The sequence below is a fragment of the Pseudomonas orientalis genome, from assembly GCF_022807995.1.
GTDB lineage: Bacteria > Pseudomonadota > Gammaproteobacteria > Pseudomonadales > Pseudomonadaceae > Aquipseudomonas > Aquipseudomonas orientalis_B.
On sequence record NZ_CP094351.1, the window covers coordinates 868,537 to 880,519 of the forward strand.

General features: G+C 60.2%; 12 protein-coding genes and 4 tRNA genes. 11 read left to right on the top strand and 5 right to left on the bottom strand.

What is annotated here, in order from left to right; translation table 11 throughout:
- From MRY17_RS03695 to thiO, 3 genes are all read left to right on the top strand, one after another.
- On the top strand, positions 1-525 hold the full coding sequence (locus tag MRY17_RS03695; protein WP_191951684.1) for a pilus assembly PilX family protein: 525 nt from the start codon (positions 1-3) through the stop codon (positions 523-525).
- Positions 526-536: 11 nt separating this feature from the next.
- Positions 537-938 carry a type IV pilin protein gene (locus MRY17_RS03700; protein ID WP_274597937.1) on the top strand — a complete coding sequence of 134 codons (402 nt, stop codon included), beginning with the start codon at positions 537-539 and terminating at the stop codon, positions 936-938.
- 62 nt (positions 939-1,000) lie between these two features.
- Positions 1,001-2,110 carry a glycine oxidase ThiO gene (gene thiO / locus MRY17_RS03705; RefSeq protein ID WP_243353315.1) on the top strand — a complete coding sequence of 370 codons (1,110 nt, stop codon included), beginning with the start codon at positions 1,001-1,003 and terminating at the stop codon, positions 2,108-2,110.
- Here thiO and MRY17_RS03710 read toward each other — a convergent pair.
- The gene (locus MRY17_RS03710) at positions 2,097-2,330 is read right to left on the bottom strand and encodes a PP0621 family protein (RefSeq protein WP_181282247.1); all 234 of its coding nucleotides are present in this window, start codon (positions 2,328-2,330) and stop codon (positions 2,097-2,099) included. The two genes, thiO and MRY17_RS03710, sit on opposite strands and share 14 nt — an antisense overlap.
- A 126-nt stretch (positions 2,331-2,456) precedes the next feature.
- Positions 2,457-3,482, bottom strand: a complete 1,026-nt coding sequence (locus tag MRY17_RS03715) for an outer membrane protein assembly factor BamD (protein WP_181282248.1) — start codon at positions 3,480-3,482, stop codon at positions 2,457-2,459.
- Between the two features lie 149 nt (positions 3,483-3,631).
- Here MRY17_RS03715 and rluD point away from each other — a divergent pair, with 149 nt between their 5' ends.
- The 7 genes from rluD to MRY17_RS03750 all read left to right on the top strand — a co-directional run bounded on the left by rluD (position 3,632) and on the right by MRY17_RS03750 (position 8,732).
- Positions 3,632-4,594, top strand: a complete 963-nt coding sequence (gene rluD, locus MRY17_RS03720) for a 23S rRNA pseudouridine(1911/1915/1917) synthase RluD (RefSeq protein WP_057725842.1) — start codon at positions 3,632-3,634, stop codon at positions 4,592-4,594.
- Positions 4,591-5,316, top strand: a complete 726-nt coding sequence (gene pgeF / locus MRY17_RS03725; RefSeq protein WP_243353316.1) for a peptidoglycan editing factor PgeF — start codon at positions 4,591-4,593, stop codon at positions 5,314-5,316. The genes rluD and pgeF overlap by 4 nt, the downstream gene beginning before the upstream one ends.
- Positions 5,317-5,451: 135 nt before the next feature.
- Positions 5,452-8,016 (top strand): ATP-dependent chaperone ClpB, encoded by a 2,565-nt coding sequence (clpB, locus tag MRY17_RS03730; protein ID WP_057725840.1) that lies wholly within the window; start codon positions 5,452-5,454, stop codon positions 8,014-8,016.
- A 302-nt stretch (positions 8,017-8,318) separates the two neighbouring features.
- Positions 8,319-8,394, top strand: a tRNA-Asn gene (locus MRY17_RS03735).
- A 9-nt stretch (positions 8,395-8,403) separates the two neighbouring features.
- Positions 8,404-8,480: transfer RNA gene (locus MRY17_RS03740), tRNA-Pro, on the top strand.
- Between the two features lie 5 nt (positions 8,481-8,485).
- Positions 8,486-8,561 (top strand) — tRNA-Lys (locus tag MRY17_RS03745).
- A gap of 94 nt (positions 8,562-8,655) precedes the next feature.
- Positions 8,656-8,732: transfer RNA gene (locus tag MRY17_RS03750), tRNA-Pro, on the top strand.
- Positions 8,733-8,910: 178 nt separating this feature from the next.
- On the opposite strand, the gene MRY17_RS03755 is transcribed toward MRY17_RS03750, so the two are convergent.
- Genes MRY17_RS03755 through MRY17_RS03765 form a run of 3 tightly spaced genes read right to left on the bottom strand, consistent with a single transcriptional unit; the run spans position 8,911 to position 11,126 of the window.
- Positions 8,911-10,209 carry an NAD(P)/FAD-dependent oxidoreductase gene (locus tag MRY17_RS03755; protein ID WP_181282728.1) on the bottom strand — a complete coding sequence of 433 codons (1,299 nt, stop codon included), beginning with the start codon at positions 10,207-10,209 and terminating at the stop codon, positions 8,911-8,913.
- Between the two features lie 60 nt (positions 10,210-10,269).
- A complete protein-coding gene (locus MRY17_RS03760) occupies positions 10,270-10,443 on the bottom strand; it encodes a DUF3094 family protein (RefSeq protein WP_065887994.1) in 174 nt (57 codons plus the stop codon).
- 53 nt (positions 10,444-10,496) lie between these two features.
- Entirely contained in the window at positions 10,497-11,126 is a 630-nt protein-coding gene (locus tag MRY17_RS03765; RefSeq protein WP_181282727.1) for a DUF1780 domain-containing protein, read from the bottom strand.
- Between the two features lie 129 nt (positions 11,127-11,255).
- Here MRY17_RS03765 and MRY17_RS03770 point away from each other — a divergent pair, with 129 nt between their 5' ends.
- Complete coding sequence (locus tag MRY17_RS03770) at positions 11,256-11,945, top strand: energy-coupling factor ABC transporter permease (RefSeq protein WP_243353317.1); 690 nt, start codon at positions 11,256-11,258, stop codon at positions 11,943-11,945.
- Positions 11,946-11,983: the final 38 nt, after the last annotated feature.

Consider the following 11,983-nt stretch of genomic DNA (forward strand, 5'->3'; position numbering starts at 1 on the left):
ATGAGTAGTTATCGCCAGGTGCGCCAGGCTGGGACGGTACTGCTGATCAGTCTGGTATTTCTGCTGTTGCTGTCACTGGTGGGCTTGTCGTCGATGCAAGGCGCGATTTCCCAGCAGAAGGTCGCCACTAGCCTGTGGCAACGTAATCAATCGTTCCAGACGGCCGAAAGTGGCCTGCGGCTCGGGGAATCGGCGGTACGCAGGGGCGGGCTTGCGCTGCCACTTTGCAACTCGATCATCAGCTGCGCGCCGCCCGCCGATGCATTTTCGGTGGTTGGCGCCGGGCCAAATCCGGTCTCGACGGTGAAGTGGGTGGCGTTCAAGGACGGGGTGTATGGCGTTCAATCCCTGGGACTGGGCATGGGCCAGGCGCATTTACCGCCGCATACCCCGGCCGCGCTCTTTCGGGTGACGGCTGTGGGGCTGGGTGGCCAATCGCGCACGGTACTCGAGACGGTGTATGCGCGGGTGGAGGAGGCCAACGGCGCGCGGTTTCGGCGAGTCTTATGGCGGCAACTTCAATAAGGAGCCATTCAATGGGCATGGATAGCCAGGGTTTTACCCTGATCGAATTGTTGATCGCGGTGGTGATCGTCGCGTTGCTGGCCGGGATCGCTTACCCCGCCTATACCGGACAGGTGAAAAAGGTGTATCGGGTGCAAATCGTCGCATTGCTGAGCGAGCAGGCTCAACATCTGGAGCGTTTTTACACGCGCAACGGCACTTTTATTGATGCAGGCGGCGTCAGTACAGGCAATGATCACTATAGAATCAGCGCCGTATTGAACCCTCACGATTTTGTCCTGCTCGCCACGCCTGCCTTTGACTCAGTCATGGCAGACGACGCCTGCGGCCAATTCAGCTTGACCAGCACCGGTCTGCGAAGCAATCCGGGCGCGGCGCCGCACATGCCGCTCAAGGCATGCTGGGGGCAATGATGAGAGTGTTGGATGAATGGGCGCCGGGCGCGCTTTTCCCTTTTTATCGGCTGGATCAAATGATGGCGAAGCAACAGCGAGTAGTGATTGTCGGCGGCGGCGTTATTGGTTTGTTGACGGCATACAACCTGGCGAACCAGGGGCAGGCGGTCATATTGCTGGAGCGCGGAGGGCTTGGGCAGGAATCTTCCTGGGCAGGCGGCGGGATTGTTTCGCCGTTGTACCCGTGGCGTTATAGCCCGGCGGTGACCGCCTTGGCCCATTGGTCCCAGGATTTCTACCCGCAACTGGCACAACGGCTGTTCGCTGCGACCGGCATTGATCCTGAGGTCCACACCACGGGACTGTATTGGCTCGATCTGGATGACGAAGCCGATGCCCTGGCCTGGGCTGCGCGTGAGGGGCGGCCCTTGAGCAAAGTGGACGTATCGGCTGCCCATGATGCCGTTCCGGCGCTGGGCGGCGGTTATTCGCAGGCGATCTACATGGCCGATGTGGCCAATGTGCGCAACCCGCGCCTGGTCAAATCCCTCAAGGCGGCGTTGTCGGCGCTGCCCGACGTGACGATTCACGAGCAGTGCGAAGTCGATGGATTTATCGTGCAAGGCGACACCGTGGTGGGCGTGAATACGTCCGCCGGCGTCATCACGGGTGATCAGGTCGTGCTCGCCGCCGGCGCCTGGAGTGGAGATTTGCTGGGGAAACTGGGCTTGGCGCTGCCCGTGGAACCGGTCAAGGGCCAGATGATTCTCTACAAATGCGCGTCCGACTTTTTATCGAGCATGGTCCTGGCCAAAGGGCGCTATGCGATCCCGCGGCGTGATGGGCATATTCTGATTGGCAGCACCCTGGAGCATGAGGGCTTCGACAAAACGCCGACGATAAGCGCGCTGGACAGTCTCAAGGCGTCTGCGGTGGAGCTGCTTCCCGCCCTGGCGGACGCCGAGGTGGTGGGGCACTGGGCGGGTCTGCGGCCCGGCTCGCCGGAAGGTATCCCGTATATCGGCGTGGTACCCGGCTTCAAGGGCCTGTGGCTCAACTGCGGGCATTACCGCAATGGCCTGGTGCTTGCCCCGGCGTCCTGCCAGCTGTTTGCCGACTTGTTGCTGGGGCATGCGCCGATCATCGACCCGGCACCCTACGCGCCCGCCGGTCGAGTCAGCGCTGGATAGACTTCGGCCCTTGCTGCAGATGCGCCTGGGTGCAATACCATTGTTGGCCTGAGCTCAGCGCCCGATCCTGCGGCACGTGCACGCCGCAATGGGCGCAACGCACCATCAACGCAGCATTGGGTTCGCCGGCGCGCGGTTGCTTGGTGGCAGGGCTTTTGAATTTGCGCCAGAGCCATACCGCAGCGGCAATGACGGCGATCCAGAACAATAGACGAAGCATGATGGGCGGTTTCTCGATAAGGAATGCGCCAGTTTAGCCAAGCTCGCGCTGGGCGCACAGCGCAATAAATACTCACCAATGAAAAAGGGAGCTCCTGAGAGCTCCCTTTTGCGTTGCGTCGAACGGTCAGTCGAACACGCCGAAGGTCATGTAGCTGAACCACGAGCGGTCCTGGTTGTTACCCAGGGCTTGCGGCTCTTCCTCTTCGATCACGTCGCCGTTCTCGTCGTGGGGCTTGAGGTCCGAAGGAATAGCGTCCTTGGCGTCCTGGTACTGCTTGATCACGTCCTGGTTGGCGCGTGTTTCGCCTGGCGGCAGCGGTGGACGGGACTCGATCAGGCCCAGGGTGTACTTGCTCAGCCACGAACGGTTGTCGGCTTCGTCAACCTGAGGCACGAACTGGCCGTCTTTCAGGCTCGGGTGGTCCGGATAGTTGAGTTTCAGGGTTTCCAGGCTGGTGCTCGCCAGTTGATCCAGGTGCAAGCGCTGGTAAGCCTCGGTCATCACGGCCAGGCCGTCACCCACGGACGGGGTTTCCTGGAAGTTCTCCACCACATAGCGGCCACGGTTGGCAGCGGCCACGTATGCCTGACGGGTCAGGTAGTAGTGGGCCACGTGGATCTCGTAGGAAGCCAGCAGGTTGCGCAGGTAGATCATGCGCTGCTTGGCGTCCGGCGCGTAGCGGCTGTTCGGGTAGCGGCTGGTCAGCTGGGCGAACTCGTTGTAGGAGTCGCGGGCGGCACCCGGGTCGCGCTTGGTCATGTCCAGCGGCAGGAACCGCGCCAGCAGGCCGACGTCCTGGTCGAACGAGGTCAGGCCCTTCATGTAGTAGGCGTAGTCCACGTTCGGGTGCTGCGGATGCAGGCGGATAAAACGCTCGGCGGCGGACTTGGCAGCTTCCGGCTCGGCGTTTTTATAGTTGGCGTAGATCAGCTCGAGCTGGGCCTGGTCGGCATAGCGTCCGAACGGATAGCGCGACTCCAGTGCCTTCAGCTTCGCTGTGGCGCTGGTGTAGCTATTGTTGTCCAAGTCTGTCTGAGCTTGCTGGTACAGCTCGACTTCGCTCAGGTTTTCGTCGACGACGTCCTTTGTTGACGAGCAAGCAGCAGTCATGGCGAGGATGGCGATCAGCAGCAGGTGTTTCACTTGCATGGCGGCTTGCGTCCCTATGACGGCCGCTGTCTTGGGCGGGGCCGTCCTGTTATGATGAGCGCCCCGTTGAAAGCCTCGGGGCAAAAGACGCCGTATTTAACCACAAGCGCGCAGCCGAAACCAAAGGCTGTGCCACGCCTAGTCCGAGCATGTCCGATAAAATTGAACTTCGCGCAGAGGTGCCGTCCGAATTGGGCGGCCAACGCCTCGATCAAGTCGCCGCACAATTATTCGCTGAGCACTCGCGCTCGCGCCTTTCCGCCTGGATCAAAGACGGCCGCCTGACTGTGGATGGAGCGGTTATCCGCCCGCGAGACACAGTGCATGGCGGTGCGATTCTTGAGCTGACTGCCGAGCAGGAAGCCCAGGGAGAATGGGTCGCCCAGGACATCGAGCTGGATATCGTCTATGAAGACGATGACATCCTGGTCATCAACAAACCCGCAGGCCTGGTGGTTCACCCGGCGGCCGGGCACGCTGATGGCACCTTGCTCAATGCCTTGTTGCACCACGTGCCGGACATCATCAATGTGCCGCGCTGCGGCATCGTGCACCGTCTGGACAAGGACACCACCGGCCTTATGGTGGTGGCCAAGACCATTCAGGCGCAGACGCAACTTGTTACTCAATTGCAGAGTCGCAGCGTCAGCCGGATCTACGAATGCATCGTGATCGGCGTCGTGGTGGCCGGTGGCAAGATCAACGCGCCTATCGGTCGCCACGGCCAGCAGCGCCAGCGCATGGCGGTGATGGAGGGCGGCAAGCAGGCCGTCAGCCACTATCGCGTGCTGGAGCGTTTCCGCTCCCACACCCATGTACGGGTCAAGCTGGAAACCGGTCGAACTCACCAGATCCGCGTGCACATGGCCCACATCAACTTCCCGCTGGTCGGTGATCCGGCCTACGGTGGTCGCTTCCGCATTCCGCCTGCGGCCAGCCAGACCATGGTTGAATCGCTCAAAACGTTCCCGCGTCAGGCACTGCATGCACGCTTCCTGGAACTGGATCATCCGACGAGCGGTAAGCGCATGAGCTGGGAATCGCCGCTTCCGGACGATCTGGTCTGGCTGTTGTCGCTGCTCAAGCAGGATCGCGAGGCGTTTGTCGGGTGAATGACTGGCTGATTCCTGACTGGCCCGCGCCGTCTCAGGTCAAAGCCTGCGTCACCACCCGAGCGGGCGGCGTCAGTGTGGCGCCGTTCGACAGCCTCAACCTGGGCGACCATGTGGAGGACAGCCTTGAGGCTGTCCTGGAAAATCGTCGTCGCCTTACCGAAGCGTTCGATATCCAGCCGGCCTGGTTGCGCCAGGTCCACGGCACCACGGTGGTCGAGGCCGATCCGAGCCGTATCGCCGAAGCCGATGGCAGTTGGACCAGCACACCGGGCATCGCCTGCACCGCCATGACGGCCGATTGCCTGCCTGCATTGTTCTGCAATCGAGCGGGTACCCGTGTTGCGGCGGCTCATGCCGGTTGGCGTGGGTTGGCGGCAGGAGTGCTGGAGGCGGCGTTCGAAAGCCTTGAGAGCCCGCCCGCCGACGTGCTGGTCTGGCTCGGTCCGGCCATCGGCCCGCAGGCCTTTGAAGTCGGACCCGAGGTGCGTGAAGCGTTCCTGCAGCAACTGCCGGCGACTGCCCAGGCCTTTGTTCCCAGCCGTAATCCCGGCAAGTTCATGGCCGACATCTATCAACTTGCTCGCCTGCGCCTTGCCGCACGGGGTATCACCGCCGTCTACGGTGGCGGTTACTGCACCGTGACCGACCCGCGATTCTTTTCCTATCGCCGCAGCCCGCGTACGGGCCGATTCGCCTCCCTTGTCTGGCTTGAACGCTAGACTGTCCTGATCTGTATCAACCATCCACTGCTTGAATCCCGCAGAATCCACCCCATCTATAGGGGTATCTGGCAGGTTTCTTCATTCAGGATGTGTTTGTTCATAGCTCCGGCCTGCTCAAAAGGAAGGTGACTAATGCGTATTGATCGTTTAACCAGCAAATTGCAGTTGGCCTTATCGGACTCCCAGTCCCTGGCGGTCGGTCTCGACCACCCGGCGATTGAACCGGCGCACTTGATGCAGGCGCTCCTCGAACAGCAAGGTGGTTCCATCAAGCCCTTGTTGATGCAGGTGGGCTTTGACGTCAACAGCCTGCGCAAGGAGTTGAGCAAAGAGCTCGACCAACTGCCGAAAATCCAGAACCCTACCGGCGACGTGAATATGTCGCAGGACTTGGCGCGTCTGCTGAATCAGGCCGACCGCCTGGCTCAGCAAAAAGGCGACCAGTTCATCTCCAGCGAACTGGTGCTGCTCGCCGCCATGGACGACAACAGCAAGCTCGGCAAGTTGTTGCTGGGCCAGGGCGTGAGCAAAAAAGCCCTGGAAAACGCCATCAACAACCTGCGTGGCGGCGAGGCGGTGAACGACCCCAATCATGAGGAGTCGCGCCAGGCCCTGGATAAATACACCGTTGACCTGACCAAGCGCGCCGAAGAGGGCAAGCTTGACCCGGTCATCGGGCGTGACGATGAAATCCGTCGCACCATCCAGGTGCTGCAGCGTCGCACCAAGAACAACCCGGTCCTGATCGGTGAGCCTGGGGTGGGTAAAACCGCAATCGCGGAGGGTCTGGCCCAACGCATCATCAATGGCGAAGTGCCGGACGGCCTCAAAGGCAAGCGCCTGCTCTCCCTGGACATGGGGTCGTTGATCGCCGGCGCCAAGTTCCGTGGTGAGTTCGAAGAGCGCCTGAAATCCCTGCTTAACGAATTGTCGAAGCAGGAAGGGCAAATCATTCTGTTTATCGACGAACTGCACACCATGGTCGGCGCCGGTAAAGGCGAAGGCTCGATGGATGCAGGCAATATGCTCAAGCCCGCTCTGGCACGGGGTGAGTTGCACTGCGTCGGTGCGACCACGCTCAACGAATATCGTCAGTACATTGAAAAGGACGCGGCCCTTGAGCGGCGCTTCCAGAAAGTCCTGGTGGAAGAGCCCAGCGAAGAAGACACCATCGCCATCCTGCGTGGCCTGAAAGAACGCTATGAGGTTCACCATAAGGTCGCGATTACCGACGGTGCGATTATTGCGGCGGCCAAGCTGAGCCATCGCTATATCACCGATCGCCAGTTGCCCGACAAGGCCATCGACCTGATCGACGAGGCGGCCAGCCGCATCCGCATGGAGATCGACTCCAAGCCGGAAGTGCTCGACCGCCTGGATCGCCGCCTGATTCAACTGAAGGTCGAATCCCAGGCGCTGAAAAAAGAAGAGGATGAGGCCGCGAAGAAACGCCTGGAAAAACTCCAGGAAGAAATCGTTCGCCTGGAGCGCGAGTATTCGGACCTTGAAGAAATCTGGACTTCGGAAAAAGCCGAAGTGCAGGGCTCTGCGCAGATCCAGCAAAAGATCGAGCAATCGCGCCAGGAGCTGGAAGCCGCGCGCCGTAAAGGCGACCTGAACCGCATGGCCGAGTTGCAGTACGGGGTGATCCCGGACCTGGAGCGTAGCTTGCAGATGGTCGACCAGCATGGTCATAGCGAGAACCAGCTGTTGCGCAGCAAGGTGACCGAGGAGGAAATTGCCGAGGTGGTCTCCAAGTGGACCGGTATTCCTGTGTCGAAGATGCTTGAAGGCGAGCGCGACAAACTGCTGAAGATGGAAAGCCTGTTGCACCAGCGCGTCATTGGCCAGGAAGAGGCCGTGGTGGCGGTGTCCAATGCGGTGCGGCGTTCCCGCGCCGGCTTGTCCGACCCGAATCGCCCGAGTGGTTCGTTCATGTTCCTTGGGCCCACCGGTGTGGGTAAGACCGAGCTGTGCAAGGCCTTGGCGGAATTCCTTTTCGATACCGAAGAGGCCATGGTGCGTATCGACATGTCCGAGTTCATGGAGAAACACTCGGTGGCTCGCCTGATCGGCGCGCCACCAGGCTATGTGGGCTATGAAGAGGGCGGTTACCTGACCGAAGCCGTGCGGCGCAAGCCTTACTCGGTGATCCTGCTCGATGAGGTCGAGAAGGCGCACCCGGACGTGTTCAACATTCTGCTGCAAGTGCTTGAGGATGGCCGCCTCACCGACAGCCACGGACGTACGGTGGACTTTCGCAACACGGTGATCGTCATGACCTCCAACCTGGGCTCGTCGCAGATCCAGGAACTGGTGGGCGATCGCGAGGCGCAGCGGGCCGCTGTCATGGACGCGCTGACCACGCACTTCCGGCCGGAATTTATCAACCGGGTGGATGAAGTGGTGATCTTCGAGCCGTTGGCGCGGGATCAGATTGCCGGCATCACCGAGATCCAATTGGGACGCTTGCGTGCACGTCTGGCCGAGCGCGAGCTGGCCCTGGAGCTGAGCAGCGAGGCGTTGGACAAGCTGATCGCGGTGGGTTACGACCCGGTGTATGGCGCGCGGCCGTTGAAGCGTGCGATCCAGCGCTGGATCGAGAACCCGCTGGCACAACTGATCCTGTCGGGCAGCTTTATGCCCGGCACCAGCGTCGAGGCGACGGTGGAGAACGATGAAATCGTCTTCCACTAAGCCCAGTGGCCAGCGCTATAAGAGGAGGCCCTGCATTGCGGGGCCTTTTTTTTCGATAGGGCGTTGAACTGTAAGGCAAAGGCTTGTAAAGTGCGCCCCGCAGCAACGTCAGCCCACGGGTTTCTTCTCCCCAAGAAGAAATCAGAAAGAAGCGCAAATCATTGTCTTAAAAGCAATTTAAAGGGTTGACAGGGGTTTTTAAGATTGTAGAATAGCGCGCCTCAGAGACGCTAACGTAGCGATACGGACAGGGTTGAAGAGGAGCTACAAAGCAGTAAATGTTGTACTTTGAAATATGCAGTTCCGTGATAGCTCAGTCGGTAGAGCAAATGACTGTTAATCATTGGGTCCCAGGTTCGAGTCCTGGTCACGGAGCCAATTTCAAACCGGGGTATAGCGCAGTCCGGTAGCGCGCCTGCTTTGGGAGCAGGATGTCGGGAGTTCGAATCCCCCTACCCCGACCATATTTGGGTCGTTAGCTCAGTTGGTAGAGCAGTTGGCTTTTAACCAATTGGTCGTAGGTTCGAATCCCACACGACCCACCATTTTTGAGACCAGTTAGCGCTGGAATCAGATCTTAAGATCAGAGGCCAAAAGCACTGATCGAAGAAGGCGACTGAAAGGTCGCCTTTTTATTACCGGGGTATAGCGCAGTCCGGTAGCGCGCCTGCTTTGGGAGCAGGATGTCGGGAGTTCGAATCCCCCTACCCCGACCATATTAAAAATCCTCGTATCGAAAGATACGGGGATTTTTTTTGCCTGCGCAAAACTCGGTAACAGTGGAGATCAAATGTGGGAGGGGACTTGCCTCCGATTGCAGTGTGTCAGTCAATAGATACTTAGCTGACACACCACTATCGGGGGCAAGCCCCCTCCCACATGGTCATGTGTTTGTTAATGCAGTTTCAGGCGCGGCTCAGTCCCGCGCCCGATCTTGCTGCCCAGCATCAGCATCGCCGTGCGAAAGAACCCATACAGTGCCATCTGGTGCATGCGGTACAACGACACGTAGAACATCCGCGCCAACCAGCCCTCCAGCATCACACTGCCGGTCAGGTTGCCCATCAAGTTACCCACTGCGGAAAAGCGCGACAGCGAGATCAGCGAGCCGTAATCGGTGTATTTGTAGGTCGGCAGCTCCTTGCCTTCAATCCGCAGTTTCAGCGATTTGGCGAGCAATGAAGCCTGTTGGTGAGCGGCTTGCGCGCGTGGCGGAACATTGCGGTCGGTGCCCGGTTGCGGGCAGGCGGCGCAATCGCCAAAGGCGAAGATGTTTTCGTCGCGGGTGGTCTGCAGCGTCGACAGCACCTGCAGCTGGTTGATGCGGTTAGTCTCCAGGCCATCGATGTCCTTGAGAAAGCCCGGGGCGCGAATCCCGGCGGCCCAGACTTTGAGGCTGGCCGGTATCACTTGGCCGCTGCTGGTGATCAGCGCGTCTGCGGTCACTTCGCTGACGGCCGAGTTGGTCAGCACGGTCACCCCGAGTTTCTCCAGGGTTTTATGCACCGGCCCGCCAATCCGCTCCGGCAGCGCGGGCAATACCCGCGGGCCGGCTTCAATCAAGGTGATGTGCATGTTTTCCGGCTTGATGCGGTCCAGGCCGTACGCCGCCAGCTCATGGGCGGCGTTATGCAGTTCGGCGGCCAGTTCAACGCCGGTGGCGCCGGCGCCGACGATGGCGACGCTGATCTGTTCGACCGTGTCGGTCTGCCCGGCGTGGGCGCGCAGGTAATGGTTGAGCAGCTGTTGATGGAAGCGCTCGGCCTGTTTACGGGTGTCGAGGAACAGGCAATGTTGCGCAGCGCCCTCGGTGCCGAAATCGTTAGTGGTGCTGCCCACGGCAATGACCAGGCTGTCGTAGCCAAGTACGCGTGCGGGCACCAGTTCCCGGCCTTCTTCGTCGAGGGTGGCGGCCAGTTGGATTTTCTTCTGTTCGCGATCAAGTCCGCTCATACGCCCCAGTTGGAACTCGAAGTGGTTCCATTTGGCCTGGGCGACGTAGTTGAGTTCGTCTTCCGACGAGTTCAGCGAGCCGGCCGCTACTTCATGCAGCAGCGGTTTCCAGATATGCGTCAGGTTGGCGTCCACCAGCGTGATGCTGGCTTTGCCGCGTTTGCCCAGAGTCTTACCCAGGCGGGTCGCTAGCTCCAGGCCGCCGGCACCGCCGCCGACGACAATAATACGATGGGTCATGGGGATATCTCGCAAGGCTAAAAGAAATCGGAGCAGTTACCCCCGCGAGCGCCAGGCAGCTCATAGCGTCAGGTAACTCAAAAGGCGGCTCAGCAAACCGAGCCCGATCACCACCACCAGCACCACACCGAGGAGCAGCCACGGCCTGAAAGGCTTGCGCTCGACTCTGTGCTGGGAGAGTTGCAGGTACTCTTCGACATGCTGTTGGTCATCGGGTTTCAGGCGGCTGCTCATAAAGGCCTCGTCAGGTAGACGTTGCAAAAGGGCGTCACGTTACAGCCGCTGGATCAAAGGCTGATGCCCACATCGAACACTATGCTGCGGCCCAGGTTGTTGCGCAAGAAATCCGGCGCGTCGGGATGAGCGAACAGCACCCGCGCAAAGGTTGGCCCCACCAGTGACAGGGAGCGCCAGCCCTGGCGCAGGTATTCGGTGGGCGGCGGAAAGTGGCTGTTGAGGTCCAGCACTTCGCGCTTGAGGCTGGTGAAGGCGATGAGGTCCAGCTCCCCCAGGTCCATGCCGCGTTCTCTGTAGTTATGCGCTTTCTTGCGCAGTGTCGGTGCCAGGCGCAGCAGGAACTCATGGGCGGGAATGCGCCTTGGCTTGGCTTCGCGCCGCACCAGTTGGCTCAAGGAGAACGCGCTGCGCCTGCGCAGCAATTCGTCGCGCCATTCATCGTTCAGGCGGCGGCCTTCGTCCAATACAAAGAACACTTCAAAACTGGCGTCGCGAAACAGCACGTCCGGCGGCTCGGTGCCTGCGGCGTGGAACTCTTCGGCGCGATAGGGCACGTTCAAGCCTTGCAACAGGCGCTGGCAGACCCAACGCTCACGCTCCCATTTGCGGGCATTGGACAGGAACGCGTTGGCTTGTTCGGCTGCTACGGTGAGCAGTCGCAAATAGTCTGAGTCATCCATATTGGCAGCTTAGCGTTCAAATGATGACCACAGGAAGTCTTGCTTTAAAACGTGGGTGTAGACTGTTCATCTGGCTACCGGTCCAAGGATGAGGTGGGCGGTGAGGCTTTTTATAAAGGGAGTGCATCCGTGATCAGTGCCGCTGTTCTGGCGCCCCTGACCCTCGGCCTCGGCGGGCTGTTGTATGCCCCGGTGGTGGTCTGGGCGATTGTGCGTGCGCCCTGGGTCGAGCTGTTTGCCGACCGACGGCGCCAGCATTTGCTGTTTGGCACGGCGTTCGCGCTGTTCATGTTGTGGCTGGTGCGGCGGGATTTCGATACGGGGGTGTCTTATCACTTTATCGGCATGACCGCGGTGACACTGCTGCTGGATTGGCCGCTGGCGATCGTCGGTGGGTTTGCCGCGCAGTTGGGGCTGGTATGGCTGGGGCGTCAGGACCTCGCCGCCGTCGGCGTCAATGGACTGCTGCTGATTGTGCTACCGGTGCTGGTCACCGAGACCTGCGCGGTATGGGTGGAGCGGGCGCAGCCGCGCAACCCCTTCGTTTACATCTTCTGTTCCGGTTTCTTTGCCGCCGCCTTGTCGGCGTTGCTTTGCCTGCTGGTCGGCCTGGGGTTGCTGTGGGCCGATGGACGATTTGCGATGCCGCAATGGCTGGAGGATTTTGTTGGCTACTTGTGGCTGATCATCTTTCCCGAAGCCTTCATCAATGGCATGGTCATCAGTGCCCTGGTGGTGTTCTGCCCGGAATGGCTTGAGACATTCAACCGCACCCGCTACCTCTCGGCACCGTGGAAGGACGACGATTCGCTGCGTTGATCCAGGTCAAAAGGCAGATGACCGCACAGGCCCATGCT

What these genes read in the sequence shown, in the direction of transcription:
- MRY17_RS03695 (WP_191951684.1), top strand. Translation starts at nt 1, where the DNA reads ATGAGTAGTTATCGCCAGGTGCGCCAGGCTGGGACGGTACTGCTGATC.
- MRY17_RS03700 (WP_274597937.1), top strand. Translation starts at nt 537, where the DNA reads ATGGGCATGGATAGCCAGGGTTTTACCCTGATCGAATTGTTGATCGCG.
- thiO (WP_243353315.1), top strand. Translation starts at nt 1,001, where the DNA reads ATGGCGAAGCAACAGCGAGTAGTGATTGTCGGCGGCGGCGTTATTGGT.
- MRY17_RS03710 (WP_181282247.1), bottom strand. Translation starts at nt 2,330, where the DNA reads ATGCTTCGTCTATTGTTCTGGATCGCCGTCATTGCCGCTGCGGTATGG.
- MRY17_RS03715 (WP_181282248.1), bottom strand. Translation starts at nt 3,482, where the DNA reads ATGCAAGTGAAACACCTGCTGCTGATCGCCATCCTCGCCATGACTGCT.
- rluD (WP_057725842.1), top strand. Translation starts at nt 3,632, where the DNA reads ATGTCCGATAAAATTGAACTTCGCGCAGAGGTGCCGTCCGAATTGGGC.
- clpB (WP_057725840.1), top strand. Translation starts at nt 5,452, where the DNA reads ATGCGTATTGATCGTTTAACCAGCAAATTGCAGTTGGCCTTATCGGAC.
- MRY17_RS03755 (WP_181282728.1), bottom strand. Translation starts at nt 10,209, where the DNA reads ATGACCCATCGTATTATTGTCGTCGGCGGCGGTGCCGGCGGCCTGGAG.
- MRY17_RS03760 (WP_065887994.1), bottom strand. Translation starts at nt 10,443, where the DNA reads ATGAGCAGCCGCCTGAAACCCGATGACCAACAGCATGTCGAAGAGTAC.
- MRY17_RS03765 (WP_181282727.1), bottom strand. Translation starts at nt 11,126, where the DNA reads ATGGATGACTCAGACTATTTGCGACTGCTCACCGTAGCAGCCGAACAA.